At 71.4% G+C, this 15,910-nt stretch carries 17 protein-coding genes; 4 read left to right on the top strand and 13 right to left on the bottom strand.

From position 1 onward, the window contains the following. Positions 1-93 precede the first annotated feature (93 nt). From ACFWU3_RS16660 to ACFWU3_RS16650, 3 genes are all read right to left on the bottom strand, one after another. Positions 94-504 carry a RidA family protein gene (locus ACFWU3_RS16660; protein WP_327680796.1) on the bottom strand — a complete coding sequence of 137 codons (411 nt, stop codon included), beginning with the start codon at positions 502-504 and terminating at the stop codon, positions 94-96. 107 nt (positions 505-611) lie between these two features. After that, positions 612-1,364, bottom strand: coding sequence for an IclR family transcriptional regulator (locus tag ACFWU3_RS16655; protein ID WP_313944397.1), 753 nt, complete (start codon positions 1,362-1,364; stop codon positions 612-614). Continuing rightward, positions 1,361-2,371 carry a sugar kinase gene (locus ACFWU3_RS16650; protein ID WP_384437508.1) on the bottom strand — a complete coding sequence of 337 codons (1,011 nt, stop codon included), beginning with the start codon at positions 2,369-2,371 and terminating at the stop codon, positions 1,361-1,363. Before ACFWU3_RS16650 ends, ACFWU3_RS16655 begins: the two co-directional genes overlap by 4 nt. A gap of 196 nt (positions 2,372-2,567) precedes the next feature. Between ACFWU3_RS16650 and ACFWU3_RS16645 the strand changes: the two genes are divergently transcribed. Further along, complete coding sequence (locus ACFWU3_RS16645) at positions 2,568-3,872, top strand: amino acid deaminase (RefSeq protein WP_384437277.1); 1,305 nt, start codon at positions 2,568-2,570, stop codon at positions 3,870-3,872. A 14-nt stretch (positions 3,873-3,886) separates the two neighbouring features. Beyond that, positions 3,887-5,497 (top strand): amidohydrolase family protein, encoded by a 1,611-nt coding sequence (locus tag ACFWU3_RS16640; RefSeq protein WP_384437274.1) that lies wholly within the window; start codon positions 3,887-3,889, stop codon positions 5,495-5,497. A gap of 40 nt (positions 5,498-5,537) precedes the next feature. Here ACFWU3_RS16640 and ACFWU3_RS16635 read toward each other — a convergent pair whose 3' ends face one another. The 3 genes from ACFWU3_RS16635 to ACFWU3_RS16625 all read right to left on the bottom strand — a co-directional run bounded on the left by ACFWU3_RS16635 (position 5,538) and on the right by ACFWU3_RS16625 (position 7,387). After that, entirely contained in the window at positions 5,538-6,167 is a 630-nt protein-coding gene (locus tag ACFWU3_RS16635) for an alpha-ketoglutarate-dependent dioxygenase AlkB (RefSeq protein ID WP_384437271.1), read from the bottom strand. Positions 6,168-6,213: 46 nt separating this feature from the next. Then, positions 6,214-6,420, bottom strand: a complete 207-nt coding sequence (locus tag ACFWU3_RS16630) for a hypothetical protein (protein ID WP_313944401.1) — start codon at positions 6,418-6,420, stop codon at positions 6,214-6,216. Positions 6,421-6,511: 91 nt separating this feature from the next. Continuing rightward, positions 6,512-7,387: a serine protease gene (locus tag ACFWU3_RS16625; RefSeq protein ID WP_384437268.1), complete on the bottom strand. Its 876-nt coding sequence runs from the start codon at positions 7,385-7,387 to the stop codon at positions 6,512-6,514. A 216-nt stretch (positions 7,388-7,603) separates the two neighbouring features. On the opposite strand from ACFWU3_RS16625, the gene ACFWU3_RS16620 reads away from it, so the two are divergent. Beyond that, complete coding sequence (locus ACFWU3_RS16620; RefSeq protein WP_384437265.1) at positions 7,604-7,876, top strand: chaplin; 273 nt, start codon at positions 7,604-7,606, stop codon at positions 7,874-7,876. A gap of 114 nt (positions 7,877-7,990) precedes the next feature. Here the strand turns inward: ACFWU3_RS16620 and ACFWU3_RS16615 are convergent, their stop codons facing one another. The 3 genes from ACFWU3_RS16615 to ACFWU3_RS16605 all read right to left on the bottom strand — a co-directional run bounded on the left by ACFWU3_RS16615 (position 7,991) and on the right by ACFWU3_RS16605 (position 9,974). Next, complete coding sequence (locus tag ACFWU3_RS16615; protein ID WP_313944404.1) at positions 7,991-8,851, bottom strand: tyrosinase family protein; 861 nt, start codon at positions 8,849-8,851, stop codon at positions 7,991-7,993. Between the two features lie 18 nt (positions 8,852-8,869). Further along, complete coding sequence (locus ACFWU3_RS16610; RefSeq protein ID WP_384437262.1) at positions 8,870-9,331, bottom strand: tyrosinase family oxidase copper chaperone; 462 nt, start codon at positions 9,329-9,331, stop codon at positions 8,870-8,872. Between the two features lie 139 nt (positions 9,332-9,470). Beyond that, the gene (locus ACFWU3_RS16605) at positions 9,471-9,974 is read right to left on the bottom strand and encodes a hypothetical protein (protein WP_384437259.1); all 504 of its coding nucleotides are present in this window, start codon (positions 9,972-9,974) and stop codon (positions 9,471-9,473) included. 219 nt (positions 9,975-10,193) lie between these two features. Here ACFWU3_RS16605 and ACFWU3_RS16600 point away from each other — a divergent pair, with 219 nt between their 5' ends. Beyond that, entirely contained in the window at positions 10,194-11,441 is a 1,248-nt protein-coding gene (locus ACFWU3_RS16600) for a cytochrome P450 (RefSeq protein ID WP_384437256.1), read from the top strand. Positions 11,442-11,446: 5 nt separating this feature from the next. On the opposite strand, the gene ACFWU3_RS16595 is transcribed toward ACFWU3_RS16600, so the two are convergent. The 4 genes from ACFWU3_RS16595 to ACFWU3_RS16580 form a co-directional block, all read right to left on the bottom strand. After that, positions 11,447-11,950, bottom strand: a complete 504-nt coding sequence (locus tag ACFWU3_RS16595) for a DUF5949 family protein (RefSeq protein WP_384437253.1) — start codon at positions 11,948-11,950, stop codon at positions 11,447-11,449. Between the two features lie 45 nt (positions 11,951-11,995). Next, the gene (locus ACFWU3_RS16590) at positions 11,996-12,571 is read right to left on the bottom strand and encodes a DUF4352 domain-containing protein (RefSeq protein WP_384437250.1); all 576 of its coding nucleotides are present in this window, start codon (positions 12,569-12,571) and stop codon (positions 11,996-11,998) included. Positions 12,572-13,019: 448 nt separating this feature from the next. Next, entirely contained in the window at positions 13,020-14,333 is a 1,314-nt protein-coding gene (locus ACFWU3_RS16585; protein WP_384437247.1) for an FAD-dependent oxidoreductase, read from the bottom strand. 90 nt (positions 14,334-14,423) lie between these two features. Next, positions 14,424-15,770, bottom strand: a complete 1,347-nt coding sequence (locus ACFWU3_RS16580; protein ID WP_384437505.1) for an ATP-grasp domain-containing protein — start codon at positions 15,768-15,770, stop codon at positions 14,424-14,426. Positions 15,771-15,910 lie beyond the last annotated feature (140 nt).

Here is a 15,910-nt window from a genome sequence, read left to right as displayed (position 1 = left end):
GGGTAGGGGGGACCGCGGCACGGCGCCCCGGGGACGGGCGCCGGGCCGTGCGGAGTGGGGTGGGGGGTGTGGTCGGGCAAGGTCAGCGGATGATCAGCCGAGAACCGCCAGCGCGTCGATCTCGATGAGGAGCCCGGCGGGCAGTCCGACGTAGACCGTGGTGCGCGCGGAGGCGGGAGCCTTCAGGTTCTGCTCCGCGAAGTACGCGTTGTAGATCTCGTTCATCTCGGCGAAGTGGCCGACGTCGGTGAGGTAGACGCGCATCATCATCACGTCGTCCCAGCTCGCACCGCCCTCTTCGAGGACCGCCTTGACGTTGGCGAGCGTCTGGAGGGTCTGCTCGCGCAGCGTGGGGCCCGCGGGGGTGGGGGCCTGGCCCTCGACGGCCGGGAGGAATCCGACCTGCCCGGCGACCTGAAGGATGTTGCCCTTCTTGACGCCGTGGGAGAACTTGGCGGGCGGCTCGGTGTGGGTGGCGGGGGTGATCGCGGTCTTCTCGGTCATGGAGCTTCCTTCGGGCGGTGTCGTGCAGAGGTGGGTCGTACCGGCGGTGTGCTCGGTCGTACTCGATGTATCGGTCGTACGCGGTCGAGCTCGATGTTCGGCCGTCATCAGTGCGGAGTCACGGAACCGGAGTACTCCCGGCTGATGGCGTCGGCGGTGCGGCGCACCAGCGGGAGCAGGGTGAGGAGTTCCTCGCCGGTGACGACGACGTTCGGCGCGGACACCGACATCGCGGCGACGACCCGGCCGTCGGCGCCCCGGATGGGTGCGCCGATGCAGTTGATGGACTCCTCGTGGCCGCCGAGGTCGGTGGCCCATCCCTGTTCGCGTACGACGGTGAGTTCTCTGAGGAACGCACCGGCGTTCGGCGTCGAACGGGATGTGTACATGGGGTAGTCGAGCTTCTCGGCGACCGCGCGCCGTTCGGGCTCGGGCAGATCGGCGAGGAGCAGCTTCGCCACGGCCGCGACGGTGATCGCGACGGGCTTGCCGATCCGCGAGTACATCCGTACGGGGTAGCGGCTCTCGACCTTGTCGATGTAGAGGACTTCGCTCTCCTCGTACACGGCGAGATGGATGGTGTGCCCGATCTGCTCATTGAGGGTCACGAGATGGGGGTGGGCGATCTCGCGTACGTCGAGGTTCTCGACGGCCTCCTGCGCGAGGGCGAACAGCCGGGCCCCGAGCCGGTAGCGCTGGTCCTGCTGGCGGTAGACCAGTCCGTGCTCGTGGAGCGTACGCAGCAGCCGCAGCGCGGTGGACTTGTGAACGCCGAGGCGTTCGGCGACCTGTCCGAGGTCGGCGGGTCCCTGGGCGAGCAGCGGAAGGATGCTCAGCGCGCGGTCGACGGTCTGGCTCATGACGTACGTACCTCCTCATCCACGGCTGAGGTCCAGCCGGGGCCGAGTCGAAGTCTCCCCCAGGCCGCGTCGTCCAGTTCCGCGAGGCGGTCGGCGTGTGCGGTGGAGGGCGGGGTGCCGAGGTCACCGGGGACGGTCAGGGCGGCGGCGGCCATGAGGTGTCCGTGCCGCAGCCGGTCCCGCAGCGGGAGTTCGCGCAGCGTCCCGGAGAGGAAGCCGGCCGCGAAGGCGTCGCCGGCCCCGACCGGGGCGACGACGTCGACACGGGGGGCGGGGGCGAAGACCGCGCCCGGCGCGGCGTCCTCGGGCCCCTCGGCCGTCTCGGGCACGGGTCCGGTGTAGGCGGTGGCGCCCCGGGCGCCGTGCTTCACGACGACGACACCGGGCTCCGGGAGCGCCTCGCGGATAGCCGCCCCGCCGTGCAGTCCCCACGCGTCCGCCGCTTCGTCCTCGCCGACGAAGACGAGGTCGGCTCCGCGGGCCAGCTCCAGCAGCACCTCCGGTCCCGAGGCGTCGCGCCACAGCCCCGGCCGGTGGTTGACGTCGAAGGAGACCAGCGGCCGCCCCTCGCGCCGTTCGGTGAGTTCGAGCATCAGCGCCAGGCAGTCGGCGGAGAGGGCGGCGGTGATGCCGGACAGGTGCAGGACCCGCGCGCCGGTGAGTTCCGCGTACGGAAGGGTCATCGGGGCCATCGCCGACGCCGCCGAACCGGCGCGGTAGTAGGCGACTTCGTGCGCGTCGGTGGACCGGTCGGTCGCGGTGCGGAAGTAGATGCCGGTGGGCCGGTCCGGATCACGGCCGACGGCCGAGGTGTCGACCCCGTACGCACCGATCGCCTCGATGAGGTGGTCGCCGAACCCGTCGGCGCCGACCCGGCTGACCCACTTCACCCGGTGCCCGGCCGCGGCGAGGGCGCAGGCCACATTGGACTCGGCACCGCCGATGGTGCGGGCGAAGGAGGGGACGTCGGCGAGGCGCCCGGGCCGTGACGGCATGAACGTGACCATGGACTCGCCGAGGCAGATCACCTCGGTCGGGTCCGCGGCTGCGGTGCCGGTCACGCTGCTCACCCTGGGGCCTCCTCGCGGGTTCTGGGGCAGCCGGATCCATTGACCCGGCGTTGCGCCGGATGTTAGACACCATTGAGCGTTATACGCAATGACTGTTGCAGATGTTGCAATGAGACCTTTCGAGGAGGCTCCCATGGCCGCCGACCGGCCCACCGACGCACGCGGGAACGAGCGCGTGGAGCAGCTCGGTGACGAGCGTGTCGACCACCGCTTCAAGGCGCTCCCGCCGGACGCGGAGGGCCTCACGGTCGCCCAACTCGCCGCCGAGCGGCGCAACCTCTTCGACGGCGGCTTCACCACGCCCGTGCTCGCCCTGTCCGCCGAGTCGGTCGAGCACAACCTCGCCCTCCTCGAGACGTACGCCGAGCGCCACGGTCTGGCCTTCGCCCCGCACGGCAAGACCTCCATGGCGCCGCAGCTCTTCGTGCGCCAACTGGAGCGCGGCGCGTGGGGCATCACCGCCGCCGTTCCCCACCAGGTCCGCGTCTACCGCGCCCACGGCATCCGGCGGATCTTCCTCGCCAACGAGGTCGTCGACGCCGTCGCCCTGCGCTGGCTGGCCGGCGAGCTGGATGCCGACCCCGACTTCCGCTTCGTCTGTTATGTCGACTCGGTGCGCGGCGCCGAGCTGATGGACGAGGCCCTGCGGGACGCCGGGGCCTCCCGCCCGCTCGATGTCGTCGTCGAACTCGGCGCCGGCGACGGCGCCCGCACCGGCGCCCGCACCGAGGCCGACTGCGCCGCGATCGCCGACGCCGTCGCCGCCGCCCCCACACTGCGCCTCGTCGGAGTCGCGGGGTACGAGGGAGAGGTGCCGCAGGCCGACGGCGACCGGGTCCGCGCATGGCTCCGCCGGCTGATCGCGCTCGCCACGGACTTCGACAAGGCGGGACGCTTCGCGGCCACCGACGAGATCGTCATCAGCGCGGGCGGCAGCGCCTGGTTCGACGCGGTGGCCGACGTGTTCGCCGAGATCCCCGAACTCTCGCTGCCGGTCTGCAAGTTGTTGCGGTCCGGCGCGTACGTCTCGCACGACGACGGCCACTACCGCCACCTCACCCCGTTCAACCGCGTCCCCGACGAGGGAACCCTCCAGCCCGCCTTCCGCCTCTGGGCCCAGGTCGTCTCCCGCCCGAGCGGCGAGCAGGCCTTCGTCAACGCGGGCAAGCGGGACGCCGCCTACGACCTCGACCTCCCCGAGGCGCAGGTCGTCCGGGACGGCCGCACCGGCGAGATCCGCCCGGCCACCGGCATCACCGTCAGCGGCCTGTCCGACCAGCACGGCTGGGTGCGCACCGCGCCGGAGACCGAACTGGAGGTCGGCGACTGGATCGGCATGGGTCTGTCCCACCCGTGCACCTCGTTCGACAAGTGGCAGCTGATCCCGCTGGTCGAGGCCGACGGCACGGTCACCGACTACATCCGCACCTTCTTCTGAGAGGCGGTCGTCCCATGGACCTCGTCATCCGCGACGCCCGTGTCATCGACGGCTCCGGCGCCCCCTCCTACCGTGCGGACGTCACCGTCGACGGCGGCCGCATCGCCGCGATCCACCGCGAGGGCGACGGCCCCCGCCCGACCGCGGCACGCACCGTGGACGCGGCCGGACTCGCCCTGTCCCCCGGCTTCATCGACATGCACGCGCACAGCGACCTCGCCCTGCTGCGCGACCCCGCGCACGAGGCGAAGGCCGCGCAGGGCGTGACGCTCGAAGTACTCGGACAGGACGGCCTGTCGTACGCCCCCGTCGACGACCGCACGCTCGACGCGGTCCGCCAGGCGATCACCGGCTGGAACGGCGGCGGCCGCTCCGACACCTCCGTCGACTTCGACTGGCGCACGGTCGGCGAGTACCTGGACCGCCTCGACCGGGGCGTCGCGGTCAACGCCGCGTATCTGATCCCGCAGGGCACCGTGCGGATGTACGCGGTGGGCTGGGACGACCGCCCGGCGACCGGGGCCGAGCTGGACCATATGAAGCGCCTGGTGGCCGAGGGCCTGGAACAGGGCGCGGTGGGCATGTCCTCCGGTCTGACCTACACGCCGGGTATGTACGCGAAGGACGCCGAACTGACCGAGCTGTGCCGGGTGGTGGCCCGCTACGACGGCTACTACTGCCCGCACCACCGCTCCTACGGCGCCGGCGCCCTCCAGGCGTACGAGGAGATGGTCGAGGTCACCCGGGACGCCGGCTGCGCACTCCATCTCGCCCACGCCACCATGAACTTCGGGGTGAACAAGGGCAGGGCCCCCGATCTCCTCGCCCTGCTCGACAAGGCGCTCGACGAGGGGGCGGACATCTCCCTCGACACCTACCCCTACACCCCCGGCTGCACCACGCTCGTCGCCGTGCTGCCCAGTTGGGCGAGCGAGGGCGGTCCGGACGCGGTGCTCGCCCGCCTCCGGGACGAGGCAGCGGCCGAGAGAATCCGCCACCATCTGGAGGAGATCGGTTCGGACGGCTGCCACGGCGTGCCGATCGAGTGGGACACCATCGAGATCTCGGGCGTCTCGGACCCGGCGCTCGCCTCCCATGTCGGCCGGACCATCGACCAGACCGCGCGGGCGCGGGGCGAGGCCCCCTGGACCACCGCCCGCCGGCTGCTGATCGAGGACGGGCTCGGCTCGACGATCCTCCAGCACGTCGGACACGAGGAGAACGTCCGGGCGATCATGCGCCACCGGGTCCACACGGGCGGCAGCGACGGCATCCTCCAGGGCGCCAAGCCCCACCCGCGCGCCTATGGCACCTTCCCGCACTATCTCGGCCGCTACGCCCGGGAGCTCGGCATCCTCTCCCTGGAGGAGACGGTCGCCCACCTCACCTCACGCCCGGCGGCCCGGCTGCGGCTGCCGGACCGGGGCCTGGTGCGCGAGGGCTACCGCGCCGATCTGGTGCTGTTCGACCCGGAGACGGTCGCCGCGGGCTCCACCTTCGAGGAGCCGCGCACCCTGCCGACCGGCATCCCGCACGTCCTGATCGACGGCCGGTTCGTCATCGAGGACGGCGTACGGACGGATGTACTGGCGGGCCGTTCGGTACGCAGGACACCGCGCGCCTGACAGCCCGCGGACAGGCGTCCCGCCGTCCCGGCCGGGCGGTTCAGTGCACGCCCTGCGGCCGGAACTGGATGCTGATGCGCGGCCCCGCGGCGCGTGTCGTCTTCGGCACGGCGTGCTCCCAGGTCCGCTGGCAGGACCCGCCCATCACGATGAGGTCGCCGTGTCCGAGCGCCCGGCGCACGGACGGGCTCCCGCCCCGGCGGGGGCGCAGCAGCAGATCGCGGGGCGCGCCGACCGAGAGGATGGCGACCATGGTGTCCTGCCGGGACGCCCGCCCTCCGGTGTCGCCGTGCCACGCCACGCTGTCCCGGCCGTCGCGGTAGTAGCACAGCCCCGCCGTGGTGAAGGGCTCACCGAGTTCCTCGGCGTAGTGCGCGTCGAGGGCGTCGCGGGCCTCGTCCAGCACGGGGTGCGGCAGCGGGTCGCTCTCCCGGTAGTGGGCCAGCAGCCGGGGCACGGCCACCTCGCGCTCGTACATCTGCCGCCGTTCGGCGCGCCAGGGAACACCGGAGCGGAGCTCCTCGAAGAGGGCGTCCGCCCCGTGGAGCCAGCCGGGCAGGACGTCGATCCAGGCGCCGTCGCCGAGCACGGTCCGCCGGACGCCGTCCAGCGGACCGAGTCGGATCTCGTCGGTCTGGTCGAAGAGCGAGCCCTGGAGATGTGCGGCCATGCTTCCAGGGTACCCATAAAACCGAACAAGCGATCGAATAGCTGGGTCAGCGGGGAAGGATCTTGCCGGCGGCGTCGGCGACGGGCGCGAGGACACCGCCGGGCGGGGGCTTGATGAGGTTGCGGTCGATCTCGTTCGAGGCACCCGCCCTGCCGCCCGGGTCCGGAGCGGCGGCGTGGGCGGTCCCGAAGGACGTGACGGCGAGGGCGCATGCGGCGGCCGCGGCAGCGGCGGCGTACTTGTGGCTGATCACGCCCGGTGCAACGGCCGGACCACGCGACGGGTCACGGGTCCGGCCGCCGTCCACCCCTACGACCGGGGCAGCGTGCGCCCCGGGCCAGGACCTACGGCTTGGGCAGCGTGCAGCCCGGCCGGCCGAGATCGATCTTGTTGTCCAGGCCGACGCACGGGACTATCTGGTACGTCTGCTGGCCGTAGTTGATGCCCCGGCGCACGGTGACGTTGCCGCTCTCGTCCACCTCACAGGGGTTGTTGTCCGTGCACCGCCCACCGGACTCGTTGCCGGTGTTGTTGACGGCGACGACCTTCCCGGTGGCGTTGTCGACGACCGGTGAGCCCGAGGTGCCACCGATGGTGTTGCAGCTGGAGGTGTAGCGGACCGAGTCCTTCCAGGTCCACTCGCCCTCCTTCAGCCGGTAGGCGAAGCCGTCGATCGAGCAGCTGTAGATGCGCTTCCAGTACCCGGAGACGACCTTGATGGCCGTGCCCTTGACCGGGTGGGCCGCGTTCACCTCCAGCGCTTTGATGCCGTAGCTGCTCTCGATCTGCGCATAGGTGCGGGTGAGCTGGTAGAGCGAGACGTCGGTGTCCGTCATCGTCGCGTACGCGATCTTGCTCGCGCGCAGCGTCGCGACTCTGCTGCCCGCCGAGTTGAGCAGGCTGAAGCCGCGACTGGACGGCTGGTCGACGATGACCTCGCCCGCGGCCGGGAAGCCGCTCTCGATGCAGTGTCCGTTGGAGAGTACGAGGGCGGGGTCGTCGGGCTCGGAGGCCGGCATGCGCACCACCGATCCCGAGCAGTTGCTGAGCGCCACCGTCCCGGCGAAATCGACGGCTTTGACGTCGGCCGGGGCCTTGGCGCGGGGTTCGGCGCTCGTGGCGGCGGGCGCCGCGTCCGGTGCGGCGACCGCGACGGCGGGTGCCGCGCCCGCCCCGAGGAGTGTCAGAGCGAGAAAAGCGCCGACGAGAGGCTTCTTCATGTGGGGGTCCCCTCTTGCGACTTCTGTGACCGAAGGAGTTCCTTCGGTTTGTCATGCGCATTGTTGGGGTCCCGCTCCAAGCCGACAAGGGACGGAATCCGGTCAGCCGCATCTCACGACAACTTCGGTTGCCACCGTTACCCCCTCCGGGTCGGCGCGTTGAAGGAACGTGAAGGCCACACGATGTGGTCTGGCTCTCATCTGCAAGGAGAACTGATGTCGCGTATCGCGAAGGCTGTGGCCGTCGTCGCCGGATCGGGCGCCATCCTGGCCGGCGGTGCCGGTCTGGCCGCCGCCGACGCCGGAGCGGAGGGCGCCGCCGCCCACTCCCCCGGTGTCGCCTCGGGCAACGTCATCCAGGCGCCTGTGAACATCCCGGTCAACGTCTGCGGCAACACCGTCAACGTGATCGCGCTGCTGAACCCGGCGTTCGGCAACCAGTGCGTGAACAACGGCGGGCACGACAAGGACGAGGCCTACGGCGGCTGAGCCCACCCCCCACAGCACCGAGGCCTCTCCCTTCCGGTCGGAAGGAAGAGGCCTCGGTCGTTCACCGGGCACCGAATCGGCCGCCTCCTGCCACGGCAGGAGGCGGCCGGTTCGCTATGCGTAGCGGTAGAGACGGCTGTGGTCGAGCAGCGCCGACGGCCGTACGTTCCACGGCGGCATCGGCTCGTCGAGGGCGAACACCCGTCCTGCTTGCGGATCCGAGGCGGCGAGCCGGGTGCGCGGCAGATAGCCGGAGCGCGGGTGCGCCTGCTGCCAGCGGATCCAGAGCAGATCCATGAACGCGTGATGGAGCCAGAACACCGGGTCGTTGGGCGAGGTCGCGCCCAGCATCAGACCGCCGACCCAGCGGTGCACGCGGTTGTGGTTGCGCCATCGTGCGGGGCCGCCGGCGCTCCAGCCCTCGATGGCGTTGCGGAAGCCGGTCTTCGCGGTGGAGTCCCAGGGGGCCGCGTCGTAGGCGGGTTCCCTGAGGGCCTTGGCGACATCGTTCTTGGTGGGCAGCGACACGGGGTCCGAGGGGCGGCCGAAGTTCCGGGTCAGGAACTTCCCCTCGGTGACACGGGCGTTGATCCTCCAGTTCCCGTTCGAGTACGCGAACGGGCCGGTCATCACCTGCCGGTCACCGGTCCTGCCGTTGCCTCCGAGGAAGTCCTCGGCCCACAGGGAGGCCGCGGGCGTGTTGTCGGTCGTCCAGTCCCAGTAGGGAACGGACACCCCCGGGTCGACCTTCTGGAGAGCACGCTCGAACTCCAGCAGGAACCTGCGGTGCCAGGGAAAGAACGACGGCGTCATATGCGCCGCACGCGGGCCCTTCTCGGCGTCGGGGACGTAGTACTCGCCGTGCATCCGGACGAACTCGTCGTAGCGTCCCGAGCGCTTGAGCGCGAGCAGCGCGTCGACCAGCCGCCGCTTCTCGCTGCGGCTGAGGTTCCGCTGGTTCTTGCGGGTGTGCACCGGTGGGCCCCTCCCGGTTCAGGTGCTGGACGAGGAACTGGACGAGGAAAACGAGGAGTGCGCCGGGGACAGCGCCAGCTGTTCGGCGCCCAGTTCGTCGACCGCGGCGCGAGCCACGTCACGCAGCGTCGGGAACGACTCGTAGTGGTTGACGAGGCTCAGATAGCTGCCATCGGCGCGCCGCATGACGTGCAACGGGCGTCCGTCGATGCGGACTTCGACACTCGGCAGCCCCTTCGCCGCCGCGGCGACCTCGCCGCCGGAACCGGCGGGGACCATATAGGTCGCGGTGCCCTCGATGCGGCGGCCCCGGTACATCTCCGTGAACCGCTCCAGCCCGGGTCCCGAAGCGGCGTCGGTGGCCGGTGCGCCGGTGCCGGGCCTGCGGGAGACGACCGGCGCGAGCACCCCGGCCGTGCCCGCGACCACACCGATCGTGAACAACGCGCGCAGTGCGGCGCGACGGGTGAGGATGCGCATGGGTCCACTCTTTCGACGTGTCCGTGCTTCGGTGTTGTCAACGAGGCGGCCGCCAAAGGGTTCCTCGTCCGGGTGGCCGGATGTACGACTGTCACTTTCACCGTCGTACGGGCGCCGCCGGCCACCCGGGCACGGTGCGTCAGCTCAGCAGCAGACGGGCGACGGGGTCACCCACGACCGAGGGCGCGAGCACCGCGAGCTCGGGCAGCACCGGCTCGGGCTGACCGAAGTGGTCGGGGCGCGGCGCCGACAGTGGTGCGCCGACGGACGCCCCCGGGCTGCTCAGCTCGAGGTCGGAGGCATCCGACTCGGCGGTCGCGACTCCGAGGTTGCCCTCGCCCAGCACGTTCTCCACCGGCAGTTCGAGCAGGGTCTTCGGCACCTCACCGGTGAACGGCACCTGCGGCACCGTGCCTTCCGGCAGCAGCCGCCCCGTGACATGACGCGGGGCCTCGGGCGCACCGGGCACCAGCACCGGGATGCCGGTGCTCAGCGCGGGGGCCTCCAGCGGGACAACCGTCTCCAGGCTCTCCAGCGGCAGCGTGACCGGCACCGACGTACCGGCGACGGCGGGCGCGGCCGCCACCGCCGACGCCATGCACGCGATGACTGCCGCAAGAGACCCTCGGGTGGTCAACTTCATTGCTACGTACGTCCCCTCTGGCTCAACAGACTTTCCGTCGACCTGCTCCAACGAGCCGGATGGCTGAACCAGTGCAAAGTTCCCCTGTCCGCAGCAACGCGTCCCTTGACGCGGGGCGTCACGCGTTTGTGGGAATTCGTCCACTGTCGGGTCGCTGTCGGTCGTCCGGCCCTCGCGGGTGGGCCAGCATGGCCGCCCGAGCCCCAGGAGGTAGTGGCCATGAAGGTCCCAAAGCAGTCGTCCGCATCGCCCCCGCTGCGCGTGGAGGACGTCGATCTCGCCGATCCGTCGTTCTGGCGACTGCCGCGCTCCGTCCGCCTGGAGTCGTTCGCCCTGCTGCGCGGCCTCCCGGCGCCCGCGCACTTCGGCACGGCGCCCGGCTTCCACGCGCTGGTCCGCCACGCGGACGTCATGGAGGCGAGCCGCCGGCCGAAGGAGTTCGCCAGTGCGCCCGGGGTCACCACACCGGAGCCGGCCGCCTGGGCCAAGGCGGTCTTCGGCAACTCGATGGTCAACATGGACGGTCCCGAGCACGCCCGGATGCGCAGGATCGTCTCGCGGGCCTTCACCCCGAAGCTGCTCGCCGACGCGGAGGACGATGTCCGCGAGGTCGCCCGGCGCATCGTGGACGAGATGATCGCCGAACGCCCGCGCGACTTCGTGGCGTCCGTCGCCTCCCGTATGCCGTTCGAGATCATCTGCAATCTGATGGGCATTCCCGAGCGGTGCCGCAGGGAGATCGCCGAACGGATCGACCAGGCGTCGGAGAACGTCGGGGTGAAGCGCGGGCTGCGGATGCCGGGGCGCGGACTGCGTGCCCTGGCCCATATGCAGCTGGTGATGGCCAAACTGGCCCGGGAACGGCGCAGCCGCCCGACGGGTGACCTCATTTCGGCACTGGTGACCGCCGACATCGACGGCCAGTCCCTTTCCTCACGACAACTGGGCGCCTTCTTTTCCCTGTTGCTCGTCGCCGGTGTGGAGACCACGCGCAATGCGATCGCCCACGGACTGGCGCTGCTGTCCGGGCATCCGGATCAGCGCGCCCTGTTGATGTCCGACTTCGACCGCCGTGCCGACGGTGCCGTGGACGAGATCGTGCGCCATTCGACGCCGATCATCCAGTTCCGCCGTACCGTCGCCGCACCGTGCGAGCTCGGTGGCCGCGCATTCCACCCCGGCGAGAAAGTGGTGCTCTTCTACGCGTCGGCCAACCGCGACGAGGCGGTTTTCGAGCATCCCGACGTCTTCGACATCACCCGCGACCCCAATCCCCATCTGGGGTACGGAGGCGGCGGGCCGCACTACTGCCTGGGGGCCCATCTGGCGCGGCAGGAGATGAAGGCGCTCTTCCACGAGCTGTTCACCCGGCCTCGCGATCTGCGGGCCGTGGGCGCGGCCGAGCTGGTCGATTCCAGCTTCGACAACCGCGTCCGCGCCCTGCCGTTCGCCTTCGAGCCGCGCTGAGCGGCTCAGGCCCGCAACTGGCCCACCGGCAGCAGGACATGGGCCGCGGTCAGCAGCGTCTGCTCGTCGCCGAGGAATGCCTGCATCATCTCCTCGGTGACGGGCCGGCCCGGGGCCGCCTCGACCCACGGCCGGCTCGCGATCATGAAGTGCACATGGCCCCGCCCCTCGGCAGCGGCGAGCCACTCCTTCGGGACGGTGCACTGGGCGTTCAGACCGGGCAGGGTGAGGACGGCCTGGCCGCCCTCGACGAGCAGCCGGATCGGGGTGTTGAAGGATGCCTGAGTGGCATCGGTCATGCCACCGCCGGTCTTCAGCCCCAATTCACCGATCATGTGCAGAGCGGCCTTTTCTCCGGCCTCGGGGCCCTCCGCGCCGTCGCCGAGCGAATAGGCCAGCAGATAGGGCATGTCGTGGCCGGCTTCGGGGTCACCGGTCCAGGCGAGAACGGAGAGAGTTCCCAACTCGCGGCGCTGAGCGGGGTTTTTTGCGGTGTTCGCAGTGGTCATGGCTCGGCACCCTAGTGCCCTGACCGACCCCGTCCCTCCCTGCATTCACCTGGATGGGGGAAGCTGAAGCTGCCAGGCGAGAGGCGAATCTCCGACGGTGCTGTGGAACCGCATGATCCGTGCGTTTTCCGGGACTTCGAAAACCATCCAGCCCTCGGCATGTTCACCGGCCGCAAGGGTGTTCCATGCAGCCGGGAGACCCGTGGTGATCTCGCCCGTCTTGACAGCCGGATGACGGCGGCCCTTTTCGTCGGTGACCCATGACTTGCTGACGCGCGCGTCGTAGGACGTCCCGCCGACATTGACCACGGAGAGGTCGACACCGATCCACCGCTTGCCGGCCGCGGGCCGGTGCGTGGCGCGGACACCGCGGGCGGGGTCGACGTAACCGAGGGCCGACACCCGCAGATGCTCGCCGAACGCCCGGCCGCCGAGGTCGACCGTGTCCCCGATGAAGGCCGGCGCGCGGGCGCCCGTCCCTCCTGGCCCGGACGCCTTGGCGTCGGCCGCATCCACGGCGGCGGGCGACGGCGGTGTCCGGTCGCCGTCGGAGGCGCTCTGACAGGCGGTGGCGCCCATCGCGAGCGCCGAGAGGAGCAGCACGGAAGCTACCTGACGCATCGGACCCCTTTTGGTGCGAGCCGTTTTCCGCATCATCACGGCCTTTCCACCGGAAAGCCGCCATCCCGAGGCGTGTCGCCGCCCGTGTCTCCCACGGTGGTTCGAGGGCGCGCGCGGGGGGCGCACAGGCGCGGCGCACCACCCGGTCTCGAAAAACCGTTCCTGCCGTACCCCGTGTCCACCCCCCGGCAGTGACTTCGGCCGCGGGCAGGCGTTTGCCGACTTATGGCAAGGACAACAGCGCCTGCCCGATGGCAGCGCGTCCAGACGCTCTCCACGCCGGATCCGGGTCCGCGCCCGGCGGGCCCGCCCACCGGTGGCAACCCCATCTACGACCAGCTGTCGAAGGAGTGGGCAGCCGCAGGCCGCACCCTTCCCGGCAGGCCCGACCTGGAGTGGAATCACCTCTCCCACTTCCCGACACCAGCCGCCAATCCCCCCGACCCCTTCAACGGTCCTCCGCCGTCCCGCAGGGGCTGGCTCCACGACGACCGCCACCCGGCCTGACCGCGGGCACCGGCCCCGCGGCGACCGGCGCGGCAGGCTGCGGCACACGGGCCGGAGTCCTGTCGCGCAGCCGTCTGCGCACCCCGGCGACGAGCCGGTGTGCGGTGAAGGTCGCGCCGTGGACGAAGCGCATGGAGGGGCCGAAGGTCGGCGCGGCCAGCAGCCCGGCGAAGAACAGACCCGGGCACGAGGACTCGAACCCCGCGCTCAACTCCGGTGCCCGGCTGCTGCCGACGGTGGCGACCGCCCGCCGCAGGGAGGCGTCGAGCAGTCCCAGCCGGTCGAGGTCCGGGACGAAGCCGGTCGCCGCGACGACATGGTCGGCGTCCAGGGTGCTCGCGCCTCCTCCGGGTCCGCCGAGGACCAGCCGTACCCGGCCGCCCCGGACCCCGGCGCCGTGCAGATGGTGTCCGAGCAGCGCGGGCACCTGCTGTTCGTAGCGCTCCCGCAGCCACCACGCGCCGGCCGGGCCGAGCGCCGTGTTCGCGATGCGCTCCCGCGTGGAGGCGGGCAGCTTCCGTACGGCCCACGGCGTCTGTGACCAGATCCAGCTCGTCCAGCCGGTGCCGAGACCGCTGTGCGGACTGCGCAGCGACCGCAGCGGGCCGCGCTCCAGCGGTTCGGGCACGGTGTTCCAGTTGAGCCGGTCCGCGCGGGCCACCAGCCGCGGCCGGGCGCCGCGTTCGGCGAGCAGGGTCGCCGTCTCCAGCGCCGCCTGGCCCGCCCCGACGACCACGACGTCCCGGCCGTGGAAGCGGTCCAGGTCCCGATGACCGCTGCTGTGGGAGACGTACTGCGTCGGCAGAGCGGCCAGCGCACCGGGGATGTTGACGAACGGCATGACCCCGACGGCCAGGACGACGGTACGGGCGTGCACCCGCTCGCCGTCTGCCGTCGCGAGGTGGAATCCGTCCCCGGCCGGCGCGACCGACGTGACGGTCCGCTCGTCGACAACGGGGACCGCGTGCTCGGCGAACCAGAGCCCGTAGTCGGTGAACGCCCCGATGGGGAGCGGCTCTCCGTGCCGGGTGGCGAAGCCCCGTTCGGCACCGAAGCGCTCGAGCGTGCGGTCACCGACCGGGTCCGAGAGGTTGGACGACCACGGCTCCGACTTCAGGAACATGCCCTCCGGCATGTGGTCTCGCCAGGAGGCCATCGTCCGGCCGAAGACCTTCGTACTCATCCCGGCCGCTGCGGCATGGGCCGCCACCGACAGGCCGTACGGGCCCGCGCCGATCACTGCCACGTCGTACATGGTTCGCTTCTCGCTCTCTGCCATCGGGGCTCGGGTCGGTCAGGGCCTCGGGGCCCTGACGTGGGGGGCCGCGCGCGGGGGCGCGTCGGCTCAGGACAGGGACGCGGCGTCGGGCCGGCCGGCGGAGCCGTCGGTGGCCGACTCGCGCGGCCGGGGCGGGCTGTGGGAGGCGGCCGCGGGGTGCGGTCCCAGCAGGGCCCGCAGCCGGCCGGCGCCCTTGGCCAGCCCGCGGCCGAACCAGGCCCGGGTCATGGAGAAGAAGGGCCGCGGGTCGTCGCGTGCGAACCAGGCGGTCTCCACGCCTTGCGCCGGGCCTTCCGCCGGCGGTCCGGTGGGACTCCCCCGGCGTACGGACACGGCGGCGGGCCTCCCCCGGCGCGCCGACACGGCGGCGGAGAGCAGCGCGTAGTTCTCCGCGACGAACACCCGTCCCGGGCGGGCGGACGGGCCCGGCACGAGTTCGCCCGTGAGGTCGAGGTACAGCGCCCGCACGACGTCCAGTCCGCCCGTGTCCGTGAAGAGCCGGAACTGGGCGCCGGGTCTCGGATTGACGTCGAGCAGCTGATAGCTGCCGGTGGACTCCTCCCGCCGGAAGTCCAGGTCGAGGATCCCGTGGTAGCCGACATGGGAGACCAGCCGCAGAGCGGCCGCCTCCACCTCGGGGTTGGGCTGCCAGCGGCCCATCGCGGTGAGGCCGGTACCGACCGGCCAGGACAGCTGCTTGCGTCCGCTGCCCCCGTGCAGACAGGTGAAGTCGCGGCCGAAGTAGCCGTGGAAGAACCAGTCGGACGCCGGCGAGTCGGGCAGGAAACGCTGGAGGAGCAGTCGGCTCCCGGCGAGGGGGCTGCGGGCGAAGAGGCCGCGCGCCTCCTCCGCGGAGCGTACGAGTGTCGTGCTGCGCAGCCCGGTGGCGGGGGACAGCAGCCAGGGCCGGCTCCACTTCGCGACCAGCGGCACCCCCAGCCGGTCCGCGGCGCCGGCCGCTTCGGCGGGGCTGCCGGGGACGACGGTCTCGGGATGGGCGATCCCCGCGGCGGCGCACAGGCCCACCAGCTCGGCCTTGTCCGCGAGCCGCCCCGGCAGTGCGGCGGGCTGCGCGGGAAAGACGTAGCGCTCGGCGAGCCGCGGACCGTGCGCGGCGGCGAGGATCGCGCTCACGTCGTCCATGGCGACCAGGACGGCCCGTCGACCGATCCGGTCCGAGACGCGCAGCAGCATCTCCACGAAGGCCTCGGGAGTGACGGCTCCCCTCAGCCCCGGATGGGCCCGGTGCAGAAAACGGGAGCGGGCGACCGGACTGTGGGCCGCCTCCACCACGGCATGCACTTCGACGCCCGCGCGACCCAGCGATCTGACCGCCCCGAGTGTGCCGTGGTGAAAGGGATTTCGGTCGAGTCGCAGCACCAGAGCGGGAACTCCGTCGTCGAACGGTGGCATCAACGTCACAACTTTCACCTGGATGGTCCTGAATTTCGCGCCCTGTATCGCGAATGGCCTACTGACGAGCTTTCAGACAGCCCATTAGTAAGACTTTCTGCCTACGGTCGTGTACGTCGTGAATGCGACAGCACGAACAG

It is taken from the genome of Streptomyces sp. NPDC058685 (assembly GCF_042714725.1).
Lineage (GTDB): Bacteria > Actinomycetota > Actinomycetes > Streptomycetales > Streptomycetaceae > Streptomyces.
This window is presented reverse-complemented; position numbering and strand designations above follow the sequence as displayed.